Raw genomic sequence first — 23,854 nt, 5'->3', positions numbered from 1 at the left:
TTCAAGCATTATTTTGACTTTTGGTACAGTAAAGATTATTTATATTTTTTCTTCGAAGTTGAAACTTATCCTAAAAATAATTTTTAAATCAAAAATATATAATTAATAGCACTGATTATTTCAAATCATTGAAGGTTGATTTTTATACAGATCAACCCAACTCTATTCCATTAAAAAAGCCCGAAAAAATCGGGCTTATGGAGGCATCACAGCGTTATTTCATTTCAGCGAAGGTTTCTTTTGCTGCCTGAATCGTATCAGCAATATCCTGATCTGAATGCATCGATGAAATAAATCCTGCTTCAAATGCAGATGGTGCAAGATAAACACCACGCTTTAACATGCCATGGAAGAATTTCTTAAATGCTTCAACATCACAAGCCAACATTGAATCAAAGCTGGTAATGTCCTCTTGATCTGTGAAATACAAACCAAACATGCCGCCCACTTGCTGGGTCTTAAATGGAATACCCACTTCATCTGCCGCGGCTTGTAAACCTGTCAATAATTTTTCTAACTGCGCAGCAAGCTTTGCATAGAAATCAGGTTCGCGTAAATGCTTAAACATGGCGATACCCGCACGCATTGCCAATGGATTGCCCGACAATGTACCTGCTTGATAAACGCCACCTAAAGGTGCGATGCATTCCATGATTTCACGTTTACCGCCGAAAGCACCGACTGGTAAGCCTGCACCAATAATTTTACCCAACGTGGTCAAATCTGGTTTTACGTTATAAACCGATTGTGCTCCACCTAAAGCGACACGGAAACCTGTCATCACTTCATCAATGATAAATACTGATTTGTATTCATCACAAACATCACGAATCGCCTGTAAGAAACCATCAATTGGCGTTACCAGATTCATATTGCCTGCTACAGGCTCAATGATCACACCCGCGATCTCATTCCCAAACTTACTAAAGCATTCTTTCAATGCTTCAATATTGTTATACGGTAGCGTTAAGGTATGTTTGGCAAAATCAGCAGGCACGCCTTTTGACGTAGGTTCGCCTTCACCTAAAGTCAGTAAACCAGAACCCGCTTTCACCAATAACGAATCTGAGTGACCATGATAACAACCTTCAAACTTCACGATTTTGTCACGACCGGTATAACCACGCGCTAAACGAATCGCGGTCATGGTTGCTTCTGTCCCTGAACTGGTCATACGCACCAACTCGATTGAAGGCATGATCTCGCAAATGGTGTCTGCCAAAGTCGTTTCATGCACAGTTGGTGCACCAAAACTTAAACCATCTTCCGCCGCTGTTTGTACTGCTTGGATAATATCTGGATGCGCGTGACCCAAAATCATCGGTCCCCATGAACCAACGTAGTCTACATAACGCTTACCATCGACATCCCATAAGTACGCACCTTTTGCCTTTTCGATAAAGACAGGCGTACCGCCAACACCGTTAAATGCACGTACAGGCGAATTGACACCACCTGGAATATGTTTATTTGCTTGTTTAAATAACTGTTCTTGCTTTGGAGATAAGCTCATAAAAGACTCAACCTAGAATCGAGGACGAGGAACGTTGTCGTTCCGAGAAACAATGAAAGTTCCGCAAAGCGGATTACATCTAATTTAGTCAAATAACGTTGCCCATGCATTTACACGAGCAGGAATTTCGGCTGTTGATCGTCCTAATATATCACTAATTACTGCACAAAGGCTTGCACCTGCTTCAATCACCACTTGAGAATTTTCTACAGTCAGACCACCAATCGCACAAATGGGTACAGTAAACTTTTGTTTAGCTTGCTTGATTACTTCAATCCCCACATTACCTGCTTCTGGTTTGGTTGAGGTGGCATAGACAGCACCAAAAGCCACATAAGTCGCCCCATCAGCAATTGCTTTTTCAGCCAACTCTAATGAGTTTAAGCATGTACGTCCAATAATCACACCTTGCGGTAACCGTGCAGCAGCATCGCTTATTTCTCCATCCGACTGCCCCAAATGAACACCTAAACCAAATTGTTCAGCTAAAGCCAAATCATCATTAATCACAAATGGTACTTGGAACTTTTCACAGAGTGTTTTGATCTGTTCGACTTCCATCGGTTGATCTTTTTTTGGCACTTTCTTCCGTCGATACTGCAAAATCGCAACCTTTCCCGTCGCTAAAGCAACGTCTAATTTTTGAAGTAATAATTGGATGGGATCATCATTGGTGATGAGATAAAGACCGCGCATGAAAAATTCACTAAAAATATATTAAGTTCAGGGTATATTTTCTTATTTAAAAATTAAAGTGGCTGAATGTATTAGGAATAGCCATTTATACTATTTAAATGGCGTGTGCCGCCGTGAACTGCACCTGCATTGTCGTATCATCTGCATCAATTTTCTAAATGGCGTGTGCCGCCATGAACCACAATGTCTATGGCACAGATTGGATCGAGCATTTCTAAATGGCGTATGCCGCCATGAACAACAGATCACCTGCATAATCAGGTACGATTTCTTTCTAAATGGCGTGTGCCGCCATGAACTTAAGTTTTTAAGCCACGTTGCATCGTGTTCATTTCTAAATGGCGTGTGCCGCCATGAACTTGTCATGCAGTCCATTGAAGTGGATCTGCAATTTCTAAATGGCGTGTGCCACCATGAACTTGGCTGGTAAACATCACAGACGTGGCGTTATTTTCTAAATGGCGTGTGCCGCCATGAACACAGTCAAAAAGATTGCTGGTGATATGGGTAATTTCTAAATGGCGTATGCCGCCATGAACGTTTTTTTATCACACCAAAACTGGCATGGTCATTTCTAAATGGCGTATGCCGCCATGAACTACATATCTTGCTTTTTAGTAATGCATTCATATTTCTAAATGGCGTATGCTGCCATGAACTAGGATTGGGTCTTGGCGTTGTTAGTTACTTATTTCTAAATGGCGTATGCCGCCATGAACACGTGCGGTATCGACATGCAGGTTGACCGTCTTTTCTAAATGGCGTATGCCGCCATGAACCCTGTGAAGGCGACGTCACCCTTAACGGTTGCTTTCTAAATGGCGTATGCCGCCATGAACTATAACCCTCACAGCCTGCCAATACCTTGAGTTTTCTAAATGGCGTATGCCGCCATGAACGGTTTGGAATCCCATCTCTTGACGAGAAGATTTTTCTAAATGGCGTATGCCGCCATGAACAACAATATTCCCTGTGCGTGTAAACATCACAATTTCTAAATGGCGTATGCCGCCATGAACCATACAGCGCCGAAGCGCCATTGACGGCAATTTTTCTAAATGGCGTATGCCGCCATGAACATCAATTATCTGGATGACAACGCAATCGCCAATTTCTAAATGGCGTATGCCGCCATGAACGTGACATAGTTTTTAGTGATGCCACGGTCGACTTTCTAAATGGCGTATGCCGCCATGAACGGTGATGTATGGAGATCGCTCTTCAAGCTTTTTTTCTAAATGGCGTATGCCGCCATGAACTAAACGGGATGCATGAAAATCTTTATGTATTATTTCTAAATGGCGTATGCCGCCATGAACCATTATCTGAAGCTTGGCTTAAAGCAAATAATTTTCTAAATGGCGTATGCCGCCATGAACGAATTGCGCCATATCAGATTCATTCGCTAATCTTTCTAAATGGCGTATGCCGCCATGAACTCTGAAAGTCGTCAATTTCAAGTATTCAATTTGTTTCTAAATGGCGTATGCCGCCATGAACTGGATGAGCTGCAAAAGCAACTTATTAATCAATTTCTAAATGGCGTATGCCGCCATGAACCATACTTTTTCATTTTCTCGGTTAATGCCATTTTTCTAAATGGCGTATGCCGCCATGAACACGCAGCGAAAGCAGCCCTACCATACGTCCACTTTCTAAATGGCGTATGCCGCCATGAACTGGTATCAGTAATCCCTAAAATATTCAAATAATTTCTAAATGGCGTATGCCGCCATGAACAACGTGGGTTTCCGTGCTCAATCAGTTAATGATTTCTAAATGGCGTATGCCGCCATGAACGAGTGTGTAGCAAGGTTAGAGCAAGCGCTCAATTTCTAAATGGCGTATGCCGCCATGAACTCTCAACGTTTCGATCGTGGACTAGACCAAATTTTCTAAATGGCGTATGCCGCCATGAACGCTGAAGCTAACAACCAAACCAAAAGACATAATTTCTAAATGGCGTATGCCGCCATGAACTTTGGATTGTTCCAGTCATAAATAATAAAACTTTTCTAAATGGCGTATGCCGCCATGAACGAGGCGTATATAGACTTAAAGCGGTTGAAGGTTTTCTAAATGGCGTATGCCGCCATGAACTATTGCGAGTTAAAAACAGCAAATCACGTGTATTTCTAAATGGCGTATGCCGCCATGAACAAAATCGTTGTGCCTGAAGCTGCGCGCAATCAATTTCTAAATGGCGTATGCCGCCATGAACGCGATGATGTTTCTACGTCAACCGCTTGATAATTTCTAAATGGCGTATGCCGCCATGAACACATCACGCAGGCTTTTTCCCGTGATGTGCTGTTTCTAAATGGCGTATGCCGCCATGAACATAAAGTTTGCGCAGTTCTGGTGTGTCTTGCATTTCTAAATGGCGTATGCCGCCATGAACACCAGTTCTCTTTTAAATAACCTACAAGCCAATTTCTAAATGGCGTATGCCGCCATGAACTATCTGTGCCTGCGATGGTTTCTGAATTACTATTTCTAAATGGCGTATGCCGCCATGAACAGATTAAAGCTTCACCGCTTAAATTGTTACAATTTCTAAATGGCGTATGCCGCCATGAACCCACTAACCAAACTAGATTTTCAACAACTTCATTTCTAAATGGCGTATGCCGCCATGAACCTACAATGGCATATGATCAGGCTCTACGTTCATTTCTAAATGGCGTATGCCGCCATGAACTTTCAATGGCGAATTTAAGTGCTAAAGCTCCATTTCTAAATGGCGTATGCCGCCATGAACTTTAATTAAAACCAATGTGTGTTCTTTTAGAATTTCTAAATGGCGTATGCCGCCATGAACTGCCTTATGATAACGGTGAAAACGATGATTTATTTCTAAATGGCGTATGCCGCCATGAACATGGTTCGACAAGATGCTAGAAAAGACTGAAATTCTAAATGGCGTATGCCGCCATGAACATCTTCAAGACAATTTAGGTCTTATCCTTTATATTCTAAATGGCGTATGCCGCCATGAACAAAAAAGGAGTATTTAACTCATCTGTTAACAAATTCTAAATGGCGTATGCCGCCATGAACCCTGATAATCGATAAAAATAGCAGCACTTACTATTCTAAATGGCGTATGCCGCCATGAACATAACTCTACACAAATTGAGATATCAATTATTATTCTAAATGGCGTATGCCGCCATGAACCTTTCGTTTTTGACTTAGCAGAACGCGCAACAGATTCTAAATGGCGTATGCCGCCATGAACGGTTATTGGTTAATGGTTTATGGTTAAGGTTTATTCTAAATGGCGTATGCCGCCATGAACCAATTTTGATTTTAGAATTATTTATACAAAATATTCTAAATGGCGTATGCCGCCATGAACTGTTTATACAACCCACTTTGATTGAATGTTATATTCTAAATGGCGTATGCCGCCATGAACACCTTTTGCAACTTGGTCTGAGTGTCGTTAAAATTCTAAATGGCGTATGCCGCCATGAACATTCTATTTTCAAAAACTTATGCAATGTATTTATTCTAAATGGCGTATGCCGCCATGAACTATAAAATCATAGTAAAAATATAAGTTACAACAAGTATTTATCATGGATTTTGACATTTTACCCAATCAAAAAACGACTTGTTGTAACTTATTGATTTTATTAAGTTGTTAAAGAGTAGAAAAAATATTGGGTTAAAACTCTGGAACTGTTGCCATTCGACTTAGCCCATACGTACCAAACATTCCAACTTTTGCCTGATCAGCAACAGATTTACCAATATACAAACGATAGGGTCTATCTATATTTTGCTCTCGTTTTGCACTCAGACTTTTTAAACTCACATAAGGCTCACCAATAGGTTGCTCAACATATTGTTTAAAATGCTGCTTAGCCTCATCCAAAGAAATATTTCGACGTTGCGCTTGATGAACTATACGCTCCTCAACACTCATCTTTGGATTAACTCGATAATAATGTGCATAGCCATTAATCTTGGCTTGAGGTATTTCTCTCGGTTGAGTGATATGTACATAATCAATGAATCGTTCTAGCCATTTGCCTAAATTAAGCTGTTGTAGCTGATTTTCCGAGCTGGCAAACACACGAATTTTTGTACCCAAAAATCCAATCTTCTTTTGCTCATTCATACGATATTGAGGGAAAGATACGCCAAAGGATATTCTTCCCTGCTCATTACTATGTTCGGCAAAAGCAATATGAAGCTGGGTATATACTTTTGACCATAATTCAAATAGAGAAAAATCAGGACTATCTATTAATGTTAATTCAATATAATAGTTCATACACTTTCCTTAAATACGAATATCTGTGACATAAGCAAGCCCTTTTTTTCCTACATAAAATGATGACACACCTGCATTTTCAATCTTTTCTCCCAAATCACGTGCGTGTTCTTTAGAAATATTCAGATTAATAATGAGTTGACCATTTGCCTTACTTAAAATAGAAACAACTTCTCCTTCTCCTTTTTTCTTCTCTTTTAATAGAAAAGGATTTCCCCAAATTAACTTTTTGCTACCTGTTGTGTAACGATCCATAAAATCTTTTTTGGTAAACCCACGCTTTGAAATACCACTTAGTCCACCACTTTTCGTCAAGGTATTCGTGAGATCATACTTTTTAGATAATCTTTCAATTTGTAGATATAAAGCAGAAGCATATAAACTAATCAAAGGTAACTGCTCTTTAGCATTCAAATAATTCACATCATCAAATTTACTTTGTAAAATATCTAAAGCATCTTTTACGGAACCAATGACATCAATTGCTTTTTCAGCACTCAGCAACTCAATTTGGTTACATACTATAATTGGATCAAGTTCAATATCAGTTTCAATCTGATATTTTTCATCAACAACAAACTGGGCTACAGTATCCAAGTCTAACCAAAGAATGCCCCATAATTCAGAAGAATATTTCGACTTAAAAGCAGGATCATTTGCCATAATCATGCCTGTAAATGAGTTTTGATCTGTGCTGCCTGAAATATTTCGGATATATACCATCTCATTACTAATTGTTGATTTGTCAACAATATCTTCATCTTGCAGAATTTTTTCAATCTCTGAAAAGTAGTATTTTTTATCTTGGCGAGCTTGATATAACTTTCGTTGCTCACCAATTAAACGATTTAAAATCCCCATCACCGTATCTTTAGACACGTCACGTTTTTTATAATTTCCTACTTGTTTCAATGTCGTCATTGATGCGATGAAATTACGTCCTCCTTTCGGTAATGGTTCATTATTTGAACCATCCAAAAATGAGTTACGCCACGAGGATTCATATTCAATAATAATTTGCATCACTCACCTCATTATTGTGCTTCAAAATAAACAGCATAATCTGCTTGAGGTTCAGAATTTACTTGATCAGGATAACGTTTAATACGCATCATTTTATGACTATCGTTATAATCTACTTCTAAAGTATCAACACACATATAGCCCTTGGCCTGTTTGATCACCAACTCTTGAAGCATGTTCAAAGTTTCATTGACAAGAATATCAATCGCACTGTTATCCAATAGGATTCCAACCTCACCCTCATTAAAAATCGTACCTTTACGTACATAATTTTTATGAAAAATCGCTTGTGGCTCTTTGGTTGGATCTAAACTTTTAATAAATTTTTGTACAGTTTCAGCAATTTTCTCACCTTCACCTTCTTTAATCAGCATGGATGCGCGATCAAATTTTTTATCGAGTGAAATAAACTGTAGCTGTTCAATACTGATTGAACCGTAGGCTTGATATTCAGTATCACCAAAAGTTGTTTTAGAAAAAATTGAATTTTCACCACGCTTATACGTTTTTGTACCATCTGATTGTATGATTTCTTCACTTGAACTCGCATTAGAAAGCTGTTCAAAGTTACCATTACCCAATTGATCAACAAAATCTGTAATCAACAATGGGCTTGTACGTTTGCATTGACTTGAAGGTACAACATAACCACGGATTAAACCCGTAATTGAGGCTAAAACATCAATCAAATTTTTATCTTTGGCGTAATGTAAATCAAATGACTGATCACGAAAGAGATGATGACGTATACAGTTTTGACTAATATATAACGGCGTTTCATCAAAATTAATATCAGATGCTTCTTTTCTATATTTATACCCTGTCTCTTCTTTCACATCGCCTGATAGATTACTAAATCCACGTAGTTTTGGTAGAGTGTGATTATCAACAGTCTTACCATCATTACCTCTTAATGAAGTTGGACCATTCCAATTCACTACCCCATAACCGTATGCAGTAATTTTAAAGTCCACGCTTTTTACGCCAGTTACTTTAGCCATGTTATTTTTCCTCTTGTGTTGTTGTTAAAAATTTCAATTTATCCAATGATATAGAACCTATTGGCTGTTTATCACTTATTGCATAATAGATTGCTTCAGGATGCCGAACTCCTGTTCCACCCACTTTATTAAGATCATCTTCTATATAACTTAAATACAATGGAAAATCTGCATCTCGTGCATAGTTTTCCAAAACTGCACAACGCGCTTGTTGTTTTTTCTCAGGAATTCCTTTGACAGGATGTGTCGAATCAACATTGCCATGCTTTTGTGCAATAAAATTTATCAGACCTAAATCTTTGATAATATTTAAAGATTCTGTCAGATTGTCATATTCCGTTGTATCATCCAAAGGTGACGTGTAAGCATATTTATTTTCAAAAATCGGCTCTTTAAAATCATTCAAATTTAAAACTGCCAATTGCACAAAACGACTGTCGCCTCGTAATGAGTTTTTACTGATCTTCGACTTTCTTTCAGCCATTTTAGATTTCATCACTTTGGTTGGTTCAGTCACTTTTTTATTGATTAAATCAATGCTTTTCTTTAGTGCTTTATCCATATCTTGAATAACAGCAGACCTATCACCCAACCGTGCTTGTTGGCTATAAAACTCACGATAAAACTTATATAGTTCAGTAATCCTAAATACTTTCCCATTTAAACGATCTTGTAAAAAGTCGTACCATGCTTTAGTAGTTTGCAAGCTATTTAACTGATTTAAAAAATAAGCCAATGAACCTTTACAACTGCCATTTTTTACATTTTCAGTAATCGCAACTTGTAAAACATTAACCAATTCATTTTCACCAAAACGATCTAAACGCCCCATACGCTGTAACATATTTTCAGGTGAAGTCATTTCAGTTAACATATTTTTAGACGTAATATTTAATGATGCTTGAACAATAGGTCCACTCCTTAAAACATCATATTTTTGCGAACCATTCTTTTTAAACGAATCAAAGACTTCATTAAACCATCGCTTTTTATCACTGCGCTTATATTTGGAGTGGAATAAAACACTATTTTCATCATCTTTCTGATAAATAAAGCCAAGTTGTGCCGTCTGCGCAGTATTCGAAATAATAAATGTTTGATCTGAGTAAGGTTGATAAAATGGATTTCCACCAATTACTGATTCATCATATTCAATAAAATCAATTTTATATTCGCTTGGATTAAAAGATAACATTTCAATTACGTCATCTTCATGCACATTTAAAATATTTTCTAAATAATAGTAATGTGGCGTTGCAGATACCAATAAAGTATTTTTTTCATGTTTTCTACGCATGTTTTTATTGGCAATTAATTCTGCAAATAGTAGATTAAAAATCTCCATCCCAATATATTCATGGTATTCATCAAATACCACATGTGCATCAATAAAAGGCAATAAACTATTCACATTGGTATGCGTGACAATTGAACCTAAAATTTGGTCAATTGTGGTGACAACGACATCACCTGAAAAAGGTTTTGGCTCGTTTGTAATCTTGCCATTCTCATTTATGTATTTAAATTCGCCTGTCAAAATCTCAACTTTTGCATCAGGTAAATAATCCTGTGTTAATTCCTCAAAAATCCCTTGGCAGACTTGCACACGTGGACAAACCCAAATAATTTTCTTAGCATCTTTAAGTCTTGCCCATTCCAAAGCAATTTTAGTTTTGCCGCAACCCGCAGGACCAGCAAGTACAGCGATATCTCGTAAATCAGCGAGCTGTTGAGCAACTTGATTTTGCTTTTGTGTTCTTTCACTATCAGGAAATTTATGTACTAAATTTTTTAAATGTTCTGCTAAATTCGATAAAATTTCTTGATCATCTAATAATTCATCTAAGCGTTTTTCAGCAATATAATCCATTAAATCTTGCGCTGTTTGCTTTGATATAATACGGTCAGCACTGATGACGCAAGCGCGCAATAAATTATGCTGCGCATTAATTTGAATTTTTCCAGTCAATACATCAGTCGAATCTGTACTCGTATAAGATTTAAATTCAGGAAAATTTCTACTTTTAAAATTATATTCAAAATTTTCAATCAGTGTAGTTAAGTTCTCATCATTCCAAGGCAAATGTTGTTCAATATAATCAATCGTATTAAAATTTTTAGCGATTGCATTTATACGTTTAATAACATTAATACTATTTTTAACTAAAAATGAAAATTGTTCGGCATTGATATTTTTAATTAAATATTCATAGGCTTTGTAACTACCCGTAAAATCATCATTTTGACGATAGGGTTTAGCATGATGCCAATACAAAATATGCTGAACACTTTCCTTCTGACGATTATTCAATCCCTTACATTGCATCTCTAAAAAATTAAATATTAATAATGAAATTTCATTATGACGAGGATGTTTATCAAAACTAAATTTCCCTTTTTCGATATGCTGTCCATCCTCCATATCATCAGGTTGTTTTGCTTTTTTAACCCAATCCTGAAAATGAGGATCTAACTTACCAAGATCATGCAAGCAACCTGCTAAAAATGCCACTTTAGATAAATTTTTATGTTCATCATTATCAACAACTTTTTTAAACAGCTGTTGTGCTAAATAACCAATGGCAAATGAATGTTCTGCTAACGGTTGTAATTGAGTATTTGCATAAAACTCTTCTTTCTTCGCTTTCATTGTTATTACATCCATAAATACTTCTTTTTGTGTACTATTCACAGGCACAATCCCCTGCTCATTAAACTTATTGCGATTTCCCACAATCCATAAAAGTTCACTTCTACGCCGACCACGAATCCAATGGCAACTCACCGCGGTATTCTTCGTAACTGTTTTTCTAAGCAGCTTTTTTACTGCTAACAAACCATCTTCAGTGATCACGGTTTGCCACGTGTTATCGCCAATACGGTCTGCAAATGCATCTAACACACGACGCGTTCGGGGAGTCGCTTTCTTTTCACATTGGGAAATAAAAGTGACGATCATCATTCACTCTCCACTACAGGAAAGCTTTTACATGCCTGCAACTTCACTTGCTCAAACATCCAATCTAGACAACGATATTCAGTAAATTTTTGGAGAAGTTGCTGCCTAAACTCTTGTTCTTTCATTCCTTCTTTAGCACATATAAATGCCCACGGTAAAACCACTGCATCCTTAACTAAATCAGCCACATCAAACACCAAAGCACCGCGTCTAGTCTTACCATGCATCACCGCAAAACCATGATTGATACCGAGCACCCAAAGTGTGGTTGCCGAAAGCCCATAAGCCAAATAGTTGCCATGGTTTAAAAAGTCATTCGCCAAATCACCCTGTTCAGGATTACGTTCAAAACTAAGTTTGCAACGCGTTGCTGCCACTTTATAAAGTTGTTTGGTCATTTGTGCTTCTGCAAGCAATAAATCGCCAACCTTAGCCATATTTGGAATTTTCTTTTCAAAACCATTTAAAGCTTGTTGAATATCCTGATCATCTAAATAAAAGCCTTCGTCTTTTAGGTCTTTGTCTTTTGCCCAAATTTTGCGGATAAATTCAATTCGAGCAAATTGAAATTGTTTTGCCACGTCTAAGCGTTTAGCTTCATCAAACCAAAAACTCATCCATCCTTGCATGTATTCCGTTGGACGATATTCACTCTGGGGCGTTAACCACTCCACCTCACTCCCTGCAAATAATGGTGTACCACCACCCCCGCAAAAACCCACCAATACACCTGCACTGCACAACATTCGCATCGCCGCTTGAGTAATAGACGTACCTGTTCCAAGTAAAATCACCGTGGTATTGGCTATCGGAATATTCCAATATTGATTTTCATTTTTAGCTTCAGTGAGATATAAAACCCGACCATCTTTTTGCATCACGCGGCAATGTTCAAGATAATAAAGATTGGCACGCTTTGAATGTAATATTGCTTTTAAATCAGATGGATTAAGTTGTTCCATTGTTATGATTTCTCTTGTTTTTTCTTATACTACTTGAACATTTGATAATAAAAAAGCTGCCGAAGCAGCTTAGCGACATCTCATGTCGTTTTAACTTTATTTCTTTGAAAGATGAGCAAAAATTTAAGAATCAATCTTATCAAACTGACGATCAATCAAACTCAGGCGACCACGAACCACATCGGACAACATCCGCCAATCAGAGATAAAACTATAAAGTGGTTGCTTAAAACTTGCAGGCTTATTATGTTCAAAGAAAAAATGTCCAACCCAAGCACACGCATAACCAGACAATAAGCCATAAGCCAAATATTTAGCCTTACGCTGGCGAATCGCTTTACTCCAAAAATATAAACCAATCGAACTGCCTGCTACATGCAAACGTCGACTCGCTATACTGCGATGCTCGGTTAAGTAAAAGCGATAAAACTCATTGTAATCTTTTATCGGTAAAGTGAATTCTACTGGCTTCGCTAAATTTGCTGGTGCATTCATTTATTGATCATCCTAATCCTGTCCTCTCTGCACACGGTACTGCATTTTTTGTACAAAATAAAGTCATGTAAGATAATACGATATACTGAACCATGTCCTACAAGGAAAATAGCCTTTTTCAGCATAATTGCTCAACTTGCGCTTAGGTTATACTCAATCATAAACTTATTCATTCTAACGGTCAGGAGTCATCTCCACATGGAAATAGAACTTAAATTTCAACTTCCTGCATCTAAGAAAAAAAGTGTTTTATTGGCGTTAAATAAGCAGAAAGCTCAAAAAATTCGTCTACAAGCCAAATACTATGATACTGCTGATCGTCTATTGGCAAAAAATTATGTTGCAATCCGTTTGCGTCAAGAAGGTGAACATTGGGTACAAACCTTTAAAGCAGCGAGCAAAAACCATTTACAACGCATCGAAGAAGACATTGAACTTGGTAAATGTGAACAAGAACCCGTTTTAGATTTATCTCTTTATGAAAATTATCCGGCTGTACAAAGTATTTTAAAAGACCTGTTAGGAGATCCACTCGCTCCACTAGAATTGCAATTTCAAACTGATGTGGAGCGGACCTTTCACACCTTTGAATTTCAAGGTTCAAAAATCGAAGTCTGTTTAGATGATGGTGAAATTCGAACCGCCAAGGACACTGCAAAAATCTGTGAAGTAGAATGTGAGTTAAAACAAGGTTCAGCCCGCGATTTAATTATTTTCTCGAATCACTTAGTCGAAAAATATCAATTATGGCTCGATGTACGTAGTAAAGCTGAACGAGGTAATTTATTGGCAATGGGGAAAAAAGTTTCACCAGCAACTAAAGCCAAAACATTACAACTTCAATCAGACTTTTCTGCTGAGCAAGCGATCAAACTGATTATAGAAAATTGCTTAAATCAAATCCTACCTAATGCCGCAGCAATTGCTGGCGAGGTGGCTGAAGCAGATCATATTCACCAAGCGCGCGTTGGCATACGTCGTTTACGTTCAGCACTCAAACATTTTTCTCATTGGACAGAGCAACTTGATCCAGCTTGGCAAAATGATCTGACAGAGATTTTTCAAGCATTGGGTCAATCAAGAGATCAAGATGCGATTCAAGAATCAGTCATTCCATTAATTCAGGCTGTATCTGATTTTGACTTCTCATTTCCAAGTTCAGCTAAAACGAATATTTCCAAACCATTAAGCAGTGTTAAAACAACACAGCTATTTCTATCATTATTTAGCTTTATCTATAGTGAAAGTGAATCAAAAACAAAATTATCGAAACAAGTAGCTAAAAGTTTAACTAAGCTCTATCAGAAGATTTTGAAAGATGCAGTGGTATTTTGTGAACTGCCTATTGAGCAACAACACCGCACCCGAAAACGGGTTAAGCAATTACGTTATTGCATCGACTTTATTTCAGGGCTTTATCCAGAAAAAGTAGTTCAAAATTTCCTAAATAAATTACAACCTATTCAGGAATATTTAGGTTTCTACAATGATCTATTTGTTGCAGAACACCTGTTCGAACAATATGCACCGAAACACCCCCAGTTTTTATTTGCCTTAGGTTGGGTCAAAGCGCAACAACCTCATGTTGCTAAGAAGGCGGCAAAGAAACTACAGGATTTATCGGCTAAAGATATTTTTTGGGGTGAGGAGTGATAGCTCCGCAAGGGAAAACCACCTTACATCCCTATCGTGCTGGCGGCATGGATGCCGCCTGTTTGGCTGTGATACAGGGAAGTATCATCAGCCAAACAAATGGTTTTGCCTACTTTGTCCGAAAACAAAATAGGAAATCGCCTATGCGAAAACATTTAAACTTTACATTATGTTAGTGGCTGTGCAGTTATTTATCAAAATGAATACTCTACTCCCAATAAGATATTTACTAAACTTAGACTATTCAGCGATACTTCCCAAAAATCTTCCATGTGCCATTATCAGCAACTGGATCGCTATAGCTATCATTACGCTGCTTGCGCGGCTTATCCCGCGCATCGACCAATTTAAAATGTGGCTCCACACTGAGAATCATGCCATTCATATAAAAACGAGTTCGCGTGTATTCACTTTGCCCATGCTGAAACACATAAGTACGCAGATCAATAAATTCACGGTGCGCCACCAAAGCGGCTGTATCATCGCTCTCTAACCACGCTTGCATCGAAAAAATTTGATCAGTATCAAACTGTCCGCATTTTTCCACTAATGCCGCCACGCCTCGAAAAGTTTTAGATTCTTTTGCACGAGTTTTATTAATCCGAATCCGATCTACATGAAAGAAAAACAACGGCAAATTTAAATGACTCGGTAAATGGATGGCATCAACAACCTCATCTTGCATAAATGGCTGACAAAGTTGCTGCGCTCTTTCAATCAAAGGTTGCCATTGACGATAATATTCATCCACTTCTTCTTTTAAGCCATAATAAATCGGCAGCCCTTCTACATTCTGCAAATGTTGAGGCGGATGAATATGTTGACGCAGTAAAGCAATATCTGTTTTTAGACTTTGAATCACGATTGCATCTGACATTTTGGTTATTCTAATTGACTTAGGCTATTTTAGATTAAGGCAACGGTTTTGTTTATGCAAGGCTTTGTCTATAATGGCTGCTCTTGTTTTTTGTTGGAAAAGACCATGTCTCAAAAAATTAATGCGACTGATGTAACTGAAGAAGAAGCTTTAAATGCAGTGTTTTTTGAGCGGGCAGATGAGTTTATCAAACTCGCCAATGAGTTTTGTCGCCCACCAAAAGGGCAGCAAGCAAAGCCTGAAGAATTACGTGCTCAAGTGAGCGCAGCTATGTTATTTGGTACTGCCCGTTTTAACACGTGGGTTGCAGCAAATAACTTTAAAGATGGCAATGAAATGCACGAAGCGAAAGAACAAGTGATGTCTTATTTACTACAACAATTTCAAATGATGTTAGAAGACAACTTTGACGAATATTGCGAGCAATTTGATAACTATTTACGTTTCCGCAAAAACGAAGATTTCCATACGCACAAACATGACCACAAATAATCCTTTGTAGGTCGAGTAAATGAAGGCATTGAAATATTCAATGCCTTCATTTTTATTAAAATGCAGTATTAATCAGATAGGCAGTATAAGCAACAAAGCTGAATAACCACACGCCACCCTTAACACGACCAATCCGTCCTCTTCCTTTAAAACTCAGTGTGAATATCAATAGGCTTAAAGTCAGTGCTCCCATCACCACCATGTCACGATGTAACACCTCTTGTGGCACGACTGTAGGATGAATCACCCCAGCTAAACCGACAACAGCGAGCGTGTTAAACATATTGGAGCCGATCACATTACCTATCGCAATATCTAACTCACCTTTGCGTGCTGCTGCGATCGAAGAAGCCAGCTCTGGCAAAGACGTTCCAATAGCAACCACAGTTAATCCAATAATTAAGTCACTCACACCAAAGGCTTGAGCAATTTCTACCGCCCCCCAAACCAATAAACGTGAACTAATCACTAAGATAATCAAACCAAATAAAAGCTGAAAAATCGAAGTCTTTAATGGTGTTTGTTTGCTTTGTAGATCGGTGTTGAACTCATGACTCAATACATCACTTTGACTTCGCATGCCTTGCCAAATCGACCAGCCCATATATAAGACCAGCATCAAAAGCATTAACACTGCATCAATTCGGCTGAGCATCTCATCAAAAATTTGTAAGATACAGATTGCGGTGACTAACAATAATATTGGCAATTCTTTACGTACAACGGCAGATTGCACCATAATCGGATGAATTAATGCAGTCACCCCAAGAATCAAAGCAATATTTGCAATATTTGAACCATAAGCATTCCCTAATGCCAGCCCTGGGTTTCCATCTATAGCGGCCATGACCGAGACCACAATTTCAGGTGCAGATGTACCAAAACCAACAATAATCATCCCAACCAACAACGGTGGCATCCCTAAGTGACCAGCAGTCGCTGAAGCACCATCAATAAATTTATCAGCACTCCAGACCAATAAAATAAGTCCAACAATCACCGCGATCACAGCAAAAGCCATGCTACTCCCCTTTTTTTTATCAGTAAAAACGCCTTAGAAACATAGATTTACTCTATTTGGTGAGATGACAAGCAAACGAAATCCAACCATATAAATTTAAGCATCACTTTAACCATGAAAGCTCAGGTTATTTAACAGCCCCCATCAAAATGAGAGCTTCTCAAATCAACGATGATCTTGTGCCTGACCATATTGATCAGCCATAACCTCAACGAAGTGCTCAAGCTTAATGTATTTCTTAATCACTCGATCTACGTCATCTTTACTTAACTTAGCAAATTCTTGATCACGCACAGCTCGATCCATTAGCGTTTTATTACGCTCTAATTGTGAAGTCAACATACCGTGAATACGACGTTCATCTTCTAGTGCAGTCACGCGCTTTTTCATAATATCGGCTTTAGCTGCTTCGACTTCTTGCTCGGTTACGCCTTTACTGAGTAGATCTTTCAGCACTTTGTGAACTGACTGTGAGACTTGGCTTGAACGACCCGCAGTGTAGTTGGCAGTAATACTTAAAGTACCATCATCAATATCTGGATCTAAATTCAGGCCACTCCCAAATCCATAGACTAAGGCATTCTTTTCACGTAACTCTTGCGCCAAACGTGAAGAAAGCTGTGAATTACCCAAAATGTGGCTAAGCACAATTAAAGCAGGAGCATCTTGATGATAAGAACCAACAGGAATTGCTAAAATACTTTGATAGCTTCCAAACTCACGTTGCTCAGATAAAGCATGGATTTTCTGTGCTTTATATTCCGTATATTGCCCAGTAACTTTACGGAAAGGTTGTTTAGCCTTCCAAGAACCAAAGGTTTTTTGCAACGTCTTTTTCATTTTCTTCGCATCGAAATCACCTGTAATTGCAATTTGCGCGTAGTTTGTTTCAAAGAACTGATCATAAAATTGCTTAACTTGTGCCTGAGTGGCTTCATTCAACTCTTTCTTGGCAAGCTCAGGCTCAAAGTGATAACGTAAATCTCCTGGCTGATAAATTTCCAGCACGCGGGATAAGGTCATCGATGCCACAACAGCAGGTTCCGTATAAGGTCGATCCAATGCTGACAAGCTTTGATTTTTAGCCAGATCAAACTCTGTTTGAGCAAACTTTGGTTGCTTTAAAACATCGACGATAAAATTCAGGAAATCTTCAAATTGATCTTTTTTCGCTTGCACGGCAATCGTTAAACCATTGCCATTTGAACTCACCGATGCACCGCCACTCGCTGCAATCGCCTTATCCGTAATTTCCTGTAAAGTATGTTTTTCGGAACCACGCAACATCAAATAACTGGCTAAATCTAAGGTTGTGCCCTTTCCAAATAACGCTTTTTCATCACCAAAATCTAAACTAATGGTGGCATAGGTTTTATCATCACGCGTTGATGTTGGATAAAGGGCGTAACGGATGCCATTTTTCAATCGACCACGTTGGATCTTTTGTTCATTTTTTTGCAATTGCTGTGCTGACTGTGCAACGAATTGTGCCACTTCTTGCTGGTAGACTTTCACGTCCTTAAGCGGTTCAACGACTTCATTCGTCTGATCTAAAGTTTTAGGCTGCTTGTCTTCACTGAGCGTCATTGCTTTTTTCTGATCTTCTGGCGTAGGGCGAATATCACCAGAAACACGATGTGCAGGCACTAAAAATTGTTTGAGGGTGGAATTCAACTCATCAACTTTGAGCGCTTGAATTGCTTGGAGATCTTTAAAATATCGATCCCACTGACCATGTGAGGTTACTGCATAATCGCTTAAACGTGAGCCTAAAGCGACCGCATCGTTGGCAATGGTATCAGCTGCATTCTGGGTGATATTTTTGAGACGCTGTAGTTCAGCTTCACTAAATGCTTGTTTGTTTTCAACGCCCGTTGTTAAGGCTTCACTCACACGTTTTTCATCATGATTCGGCGCGTAGATCGCGCCCATAAAGACAAGATTAAAATCTTGATCCAGCCAAGTGGTTGATTGAACAGCAGTACTTACCCCTGTTTCAACCATGCTTTTATACAAGCTACCACTTGGTTGTAAAGTAAATAATCCTGGTGCAAGTGCTAAAGCAGGTGCGATATCGCTATTTTTTCCATTCATATAAATATGAAACTTGGCGAGATCACTTCCTTTTTCTACACTGAACTGGCGTTGTTTAATCTTGGTGCTGTCCAACACTGGAACTTGCACTGGAGCAGGCACTGGTCGCGCTGGAATTGGACTGAAATGCTGGTCAATTTTTTGAAGTACTTCGCTCTTATCAAATTTGCCAGAAATCACCATGATGGCATTGTTCGGTGCATACCAAGTTTTATAGAACTGATTCAACTCACTCATGTTGATTGATTTCAACTCAGCAAGATCACCGATCGGCAAACGACCTAGATACTGGTTACCATAAGCAGCTTTCAACATTTGATCCATCAACACGGCGAAAGGTTGATCCATACGGATCTCACGCTCACGTTTTACAATCTCGATTTCCGCTGGAACAAATTTTTCCTGTAGAACCAACTTGTCCATGCGCTCAGCTTCAAGGTATAGAATTTCATTCAGCGCATTTTTTTCAGGACGAACAATATTAATATACTTGGTCGAATAATAATCGGTGCTGGCATTGGTCATTAAAGTGTATTGATCCAAACGACGCTGGAACTCATCGCCTTTAACATTGACCGTACCTTTAAATGCCAAATGCTCCAATAGATGGGCTAGACCACCTTTGCCCTTGGGATCGTTCAATGACCCTGTTAAATATACTGTGTTTACATAAACTTTATTTTCTTTTTCATTTGGCGCCAAAATAACTCTAAAGCCGTTATCTAATTTATATTCTTCAATATTTCTTTCACTTTTTACGAGTACCGCTTGAGACCAAGACGTCGCACTCAACCCGATCAAACAAAGAGAGAGAGTAAGCTGCTTAAACCGCGTTAACATAATTTTTCCAAGTATTTTTGGTGATTTAAATAAAAAAACTATAGTAGAGAACGATTTGTATTTTTAATAGTTATGTTTTGAAAAAAGCTGTTTAATTAAACAGCTTCTTTCTTTATTTGTTTTAAGATTACGTAAACTTTTAGAGAAGAAGTTCAGCCTGCATATAGAGTTTTGCATAACCAGAAATCTCAATCCGATCTTCAGATTGAATCACGCAGTCTAAAACTCCCCCTCGTTTCGAAGCTTGAAAGGCAACCAGTTGCTTTTGATTTAGTTTCTCCGCCCAAAGTGGAACAATTGCAGTATGAATTGAGCCTGTCACTGGATCTTCATCAATTCCAATTGCAGGTGCAAAATAACGAGATACACAGTCAAACTTCCCCTCACCTCTGGCAGTAATCGCCACATCTGGTTGAGAAGCCGTAATCGCGGTACGAACTTTGCCAAGCTGCTTTAGTTTTTCTAGATTAGGTTGCTCATCCAATACATCTTGCACTGTTTCGTATTCAACAATATATGCTTGAGCATTCAGGTAAACTGCTTTAAACGGTTTCGTTAAGCCTTCACGCAACACTTGTGGGTAGTCAGTGATCAACTCAGCTCTACGAATCGGGAAATTCATTTTAATTTTACCGTCTTCATCTTGAGTAACGATAAAAATTCCTAAATCTTTCACATGAAATTGAATCGTCTTTACAGTAGTGAAATCTTTAAATAAAACAAAGGCACTGGCTAAAGTCGCATGTCCACAGAAGGCAACCTCATCTGTTGGCGAAAACCAACGAATTTCATAATTCGCATCATCTTGTTTTTTGACAAAAGCAGTTTCAGACAAATTGTTTTCTAAAGCAATATTTTGCATCAGCGCTTCATCTAACCACTCATTCACAACGATTACAGCCGCTGGATTACCTTTAAAAAGTTCTTTGGTAAAAGCATCAACTTGGTACATTTTCATGGATTCGGACTCTCAGATATTTTCCATTATTTTGAACAAATGGTTGATGAATTATAGATACAGTTTTTTCTAAATTTACAATACACAGCATATTTTCATGCTTATATTCAATTCATCGGAAATAAAAAAAGCGGCTAAACCGCTCTTTTTATCAGAACACGCTACTCATCGTCCATATGCTCAATAATGGCACGACCGAATTCTGAACAACGTAATAAGGTTGCATTTGGCATAAGTCGCTCAAAATCATACGTTACGGTTTTTGCCGCAATTGCCCCTGAAATGCCTTTAATAATCAAATCAGCAGCTTCGATCCAGCCCATATCGCGTAACATCATTTCCGCAGAAAGAATAATCGAACCTGGATTGACTTTATCTTGTCCAGCATATTTTGGTGCAGTGCCATGTGTTGCTTCATAAACTGCAATCGCACCGCCAATATTTGCACCCGGTGCAATCCCTATTCCCCCCACCTCTGCGGCTAAGGCATCAGAGATATAGTCACCATTCAGATTTAATGTGGCAATGACTGAATAATCCGCTGGGCGCATAAGGATTTGTTGCAAGAATGCATCGGCAATCACATCCTTAATAATAATATCTTTGCCTGTTTTAGGATTTTTAATTTTAACCCAAGGACCACCATCAAGAAGTTCACCGCCAAAACGTTCGATTGCAAGCTCATAGCCCCACTCTTTAAAAGCGCCTTCGGTATATTTCATGATATTGCCTTTATGTACCAAGGTCACAGAAGGCTTATCGTTATCTATCGCAAACTGAATTGCTTTACGAACCAAACGTTGTGTACCTTCTTTGGAGACAGGCTTAATACCAATACCACATCCTTCTGGGAAACGAATCTTCGTCACACCCATTTCTTCTTTGAGAAACTTAATCACTTTTTTTGCTTCTGGAGAATCTGCCTTCCATTCAATCCCAGCATAAATATCTTCCGAGTTTTCGCGGAAAATCACCATATCTGTTAGTTCAGGATGCTGTACTGGTGAAGGAACGCCTTCGAACCACCGTACAGGTCGCACACATACATACAAATCAAGTTCTTGACGTAATGCAACGTTTAAAGAGCGAATACCACCACCAACAGGTGTCGTTAATGGACCTTTGATCGAAACAATGAATTCACGTAGTGCATCGAATGTCTCTTCTGGCATATAATTACCGTAAATTTTATCGGCTTTTTCACCACAATAGACTTCCATCCATACAATCGAACGTTTGCCACCGTATGCTTTTAGAACAGCAGCATCTACAACTGCTTTCATTGCTGGTGTAATATCTACACCAATACCGTCGCCTTCAATGAAGGGAATGATTGGATGGTTCGGAACATTCAGTGACAGGTCTGCATTTACTGTGATTTTATCGCCATCTGCAGGAACCACGATCTTCTGATAACCCATTGTGTAGGTTCTCCCTCATGTAACTTGCGAGTAAATGTATACCTTGTATGGCATACTTTATTTTTTATACTGTGAATTAGTTTAATCCAATCCAATATGTTTTTTGATTTATATGAGAAATAATTACATTTCCCGATAAAATAAAAACATATATTCACCAAATACCCCATAATCCAAAAGTAGTATCTCTCTATGAAAATAGTTGTCTTCAACAAACCTTATGATGTTTTGTCACAGTTTCGGGAAGATGAAGCACATCTAACGGTTTCAAGTTTTATCAAAGATCCTGAGTTGCGGATTGCAGGTCGTTTAGATTTAGACTCTGAAGGTTTGATGTTTCTAACCGATCATGGAGGTTTAAATCAATTCATCACTCATCCAAGCAATAAAAAATATAAAACTTATCTCGCTCAAGTTGATGGTGATGTTACCGAAGAGGCTTTGGAGCAACTTCGTAACGGTATCGAGCTTGCGGATGGCATGACCTTACCTGCTAAAGCGATGAAAGTTGATGAACCAGAATGGTTGTGGGATCGTGATCCTCCTGTTCGCTATCGTGCTAGCATCCCAACGAGCTGGATAGAGCTGCAAATTTGTGAAGGTCGTAATCGTCAAGTTCGTCGTATGACTGCTGCTGTTGGATTCCCTACTTTACGCCTTATCCGTACTCAAATTGGTTCAATCAATTTGATCCGTTTAGGTTTACAACCAGGTGAACAGACCGAAATTGAGCCGTTGCTTTTCCCTGATTTTAAAGACTTACCTGAAGACAAACCTTATCGTTCTCGCTCTTATGTGAAAAAACCAGGCGGTACAGGTGGCAAACCGATGCATCAAAAGAAAAAAGAAGGTGACAAGAAAGACCCGAATAAGAAAAAATCAGGCACCAAGCGTATTTGGCAAATGGATGAAAGTGAGAAACCACGTCGCAAGACCAATGGTACAACTCGACCGAATACCAAAGCGCCGCGTGGGCGTAGCCGTAATGGCCGTTAATTTCTATTGAAGGTATAAAGGAGCTATTTCATAGCTCCTTCCTGATATATTTTATGTTTCCTTAAACTATTCAATTCAGCCTAAAACAGTTTGCAACTCATAAAAGAATAAGCTAAACGCTACAACTACACTTAACGGTAGTCCAATTTTTGTTATCCAATATTCCAATTGATTGGCTTCAGTAAAATCTTTTTTCTTAGTCAAAAACCATTTTCTTAGAATCCATATATGTACCGCTAAACAAAGTAAAATAGCAACTATTATAAAAAAATATTACTTTGCTTTTTGGGAGTGTCCATTACCGAAGAGTAATCAATTTTTTTATTTTCCCCATTATGTATTATTTCAAAAGATCGAATGGAATAAATAATATTATTAGATGGGCTTATCCCTTCTTTATATCTTAAATTTTTAATAGGTAGTCCTCCACGATCAAGTAAATATTCACAATAACGCTCTAAAGATAAGGCACATTCATCTTTATAAAAAAGTTGATCTCCCTTATACATTTCTAAATAATAAGTCTTTAGAAAACTTTTTCTTTTTATTTTATAAGAACTATATATCT

Annotated in this window: 16 protein-coding genes, 1 pseudogene and 1 CRISPR repeat array; of the genes and pseudogenes, 3 read left to right on the top strand and 14 right to left on the bottom strand. The window is 38.3% G+C overall.

The genetic code is table 11. The annotated features are described in order from the left end of the window. Positions 1–214: 214 nt before the first annotated feature. From hemL to DK207_RS13710, 8 genes are all read right to left on the bottom strand, one after another. Positions 215–1,513: a glutamate-1-semialdehyde 2,1-aminomutase gene (gene hemL / locus DK207_RS13745; protein ID WP_109441665.1), complete on the bottom strand. Its 1,299-nt coding sequence runs from the start codon at positions 1,511–1,513 to the stop codon at positions 215–217. A gap of 84 nt (positions 1,514–1,597) precedes the next feature. Further along, on the bottom strand, positions 1,598–2,209 hold the full coding sequence (gene thiE, locus DK207_RS13740) for a thiamine phosphate synthase (protein WP_109441664.1): 612 nt from the start codon (positions 2,207–2,209) through the stop codon (positions 1,598–1,600). A 91-nt stretch (positions 2,210–2,300) separates the two neighbouring features. Next, positions 2,301–5,750: direct repeats of the CRISPR family, unit length 28 nt; unit sequence TTTCTAAATGGCGTATGCCGCCATGAAC. A 132-nt stretch (positions 5,751–5,882) separates the two neighbouring features. Next, a complete protein-coding gene (gene cas6f / locus DK207_RS13735) occupies positions 5,883–6,494 on the bottom strand; it encodes a type I-F CRISPR-associated endoribonuclease Cas6/Csy4 (protein ID WP_109441663.1) in 612 nt (203 codons plus the stop codon). Positions 6,495–6,503: 9 nt separating this feature from the next. Further along, complete coding sequence (cas5fv, locus tag DK207_RS13730) at positions 6,504–7,517, bottom strand: type I-Fv CRISPR-associated protein Cas5fv (RefSeq protein ID WP_109441662.1); 1,014 nt, start codon at positions 7,515–7,517, stop codon at positions 6,504–6,506. An 11-nt stretch (positions 7,518–7,528) separates the two neighbouring features. Beyond that, the gene (cas7fv, locus tag DK207_RS13725; RefSeq protein WP_109441661.1) at positions 7,529–8,518 is read right to left on the bottom strand and encodes a type I-Fv CRISPR-associated protein Cas7fv; all 990 of its coding nucleotides are present in this window, start codon (positions 8,516–8,518) and stop codon (positions 7,529–7,531) included. 1 nt (position 8,519) lies between these two features. Then, on the bottom strand, positions 8,520–11,477 hold the full coding sequence (locus DK207_RS13720; protein ID WP_109441693.1) for a CRISPR-associated endonuclease Cas3'': 2,958 nt from the start codon (positions 11,475–11,477) through the stop codon (positions 8,520–8,522). Next, the gene (gene cas1f, locus DK207_RS13715) at positions 11,477–12,439 is read right to left on the bottom strand and encodes a type I-F CRISPR-associated endonuclease Cas1f (RefSeq protein ID WP_109441660.1); all 963 of its coding nucleotides are present in this window, start codon (positions 12,437–12,439) and stop codon (positions 11,477–11,479) included. Before cas1f ends, DK207_RS13720 begins: the two co-directional genes overlap by 1 nt. Before the next feature lie 123 nt (positions 12,440–12,562). Further along, entirely contained in the window at positions 12,563–12,934 is a 372-nt protein-coding gene (locus DK207_RS13710; protein ID WP_109441659.1) for a DUF962 domain-containing protein, read from the bottom strand. 198 nt (positions 12,935–13,132) lie between these two features. Between DK207_RS13710 and DK207_RS13705 the strand changes: the two genes are divergently transcribed. Further along, the gene (locus DK207_RS13705; RefSeq protein WP_109441658.1) at positions 13,133–14,587 is read left to right on the top strand and encodes a CYTH and CHAD domain-containing protein; all 1,455 of its coding nucleotides are present in this window, start codon (positions 13,133–13,135) and stop codon (positions 14,585–14,587) included. 244 nt (positions 14,588–14,831) lie between these two features. Here DK207_RS13705 and DK207_RS13700 read toward each other — a convergent pair whose 3' ends face one another. After that, the gene (locus DK207_RS13700) at positions 14,832–15,464 is read right to left on the bottom strand and encodes a hypothetical protein (RefSeq protein WP_109441657.1); all 633 of its coding nucleotides are present in this window, start codon (positions 15,462–15,464) and stop codon (positions 14,832–14,834) included. Positions 15,465–15,569: 105 nt separating this feature from the next. On the opposite strand from DK207_RS13700, the gene DK207_RS13695 reads away from it, so the two are divergent. After that, entirely contained in the window at positions 15,570–15,956 is a 387-nt protein-coding gene (locus DK207_RS13695) for a DUF3144 domain-containing protein (protein WP_109441656.1), read from the top strand. A 55-nt stretch (positions 15,957–16,011) separates the two neighbouring features. Here DK207_RS13695 and DK207_RS13690 read toward each other — a convergent pair whose 3' ends face one another. The 4 genes from DK207_RS13690 to icd form a co-directional block, all read right to left on the bottom strand. Continuing rightward, on the bottom strand, positions 16,012–16,977 hold the full coding sequence (locus DK207_RS13690; protein WP_109441655.1) for a calcium/sodium antiporter: 966 nt from the start codon (positions 16,975–16,977) through the stop codon (positions 16,012–16,014). Between the two features lie 165 nt (positions 16,978–17,142). Beyond that, positions 17,143–19,911, bottom strand: coding sequence for a M16 family metallopeptidase (locus tag DK207_RS13685; RefSeq protein ID WP_109441654.1), 2,769 nt, complete (start codon positions 19,909–19,911; stop codon positions 17,143–17,145). Between the two features lie 139 nt (positions 19,912–20,050). Then, on the bottom strand, positions 20,051–20,869 hold the full coding sequence (locus tag DK207_RS13680) for a PhzF family phenazine biosynthesis protein (protein WP_109441653.1): 819 nt from the start codon (positions 20,867–20,869) through the stop codon (positions 20,051–20,053). A gap of 161 nt (positions 20,870–21,030) precedes the next feature. Next, a complete protein-coding gene (gene icd, locus DK207_RS13675; RefSeq protein ID WP_109441652.1) occupies positions 21,031–22,290 on the bottom strand; it encodes an NADP-dependent isocitrate dehydrogenase in 1,260 nt (419 codons plus the stop codon). Between the two features lie 192 nt (positions 22,291–22,482). Here icd and DK207_RS13670 point away from each other — a divergent pair, with 192 nt between their 5' ends. After that, positions 22,483–23,286 (top strand): rRNA large subunit pseudouridine synthase E, encoded by an 804-nt coding sequence (locus DK207_RS13670; RefSeq protein WP_109441651.1) that lies wholly within the window; start codon positions 22,483–22,485, stop codon positions 23,284–23,286. A gap of 260 nt (positions 23,287–23,546) precedes the next feature. On the opposite strand, the pseudogene DK207_RS15975 reads toward DK207_RS13670, so the two are convergent. Beyond that, positions 23,547–23,854: pseudogene (locus DK207_RS15975) on the bottom strand (hypothetical protein); the annotation flags it as partial.

The sequence above is a fragment of the Acinetobacter haemolyticus genome, from assembly GCF_900406815.1.
Taxonomy (GTDB): Bacteria; Pseudomonadota; Gammaproteobacteria; order Pseudomonadales; family Moraxellaceae; genus Acinetobacter; species Acinetobacter haemolyticus_A.
The sequence above is the reverse complement of the archived record's forward strand: the minus strand, read 5'-3'. Positions and strand labels throughout refer to the sequence as shown.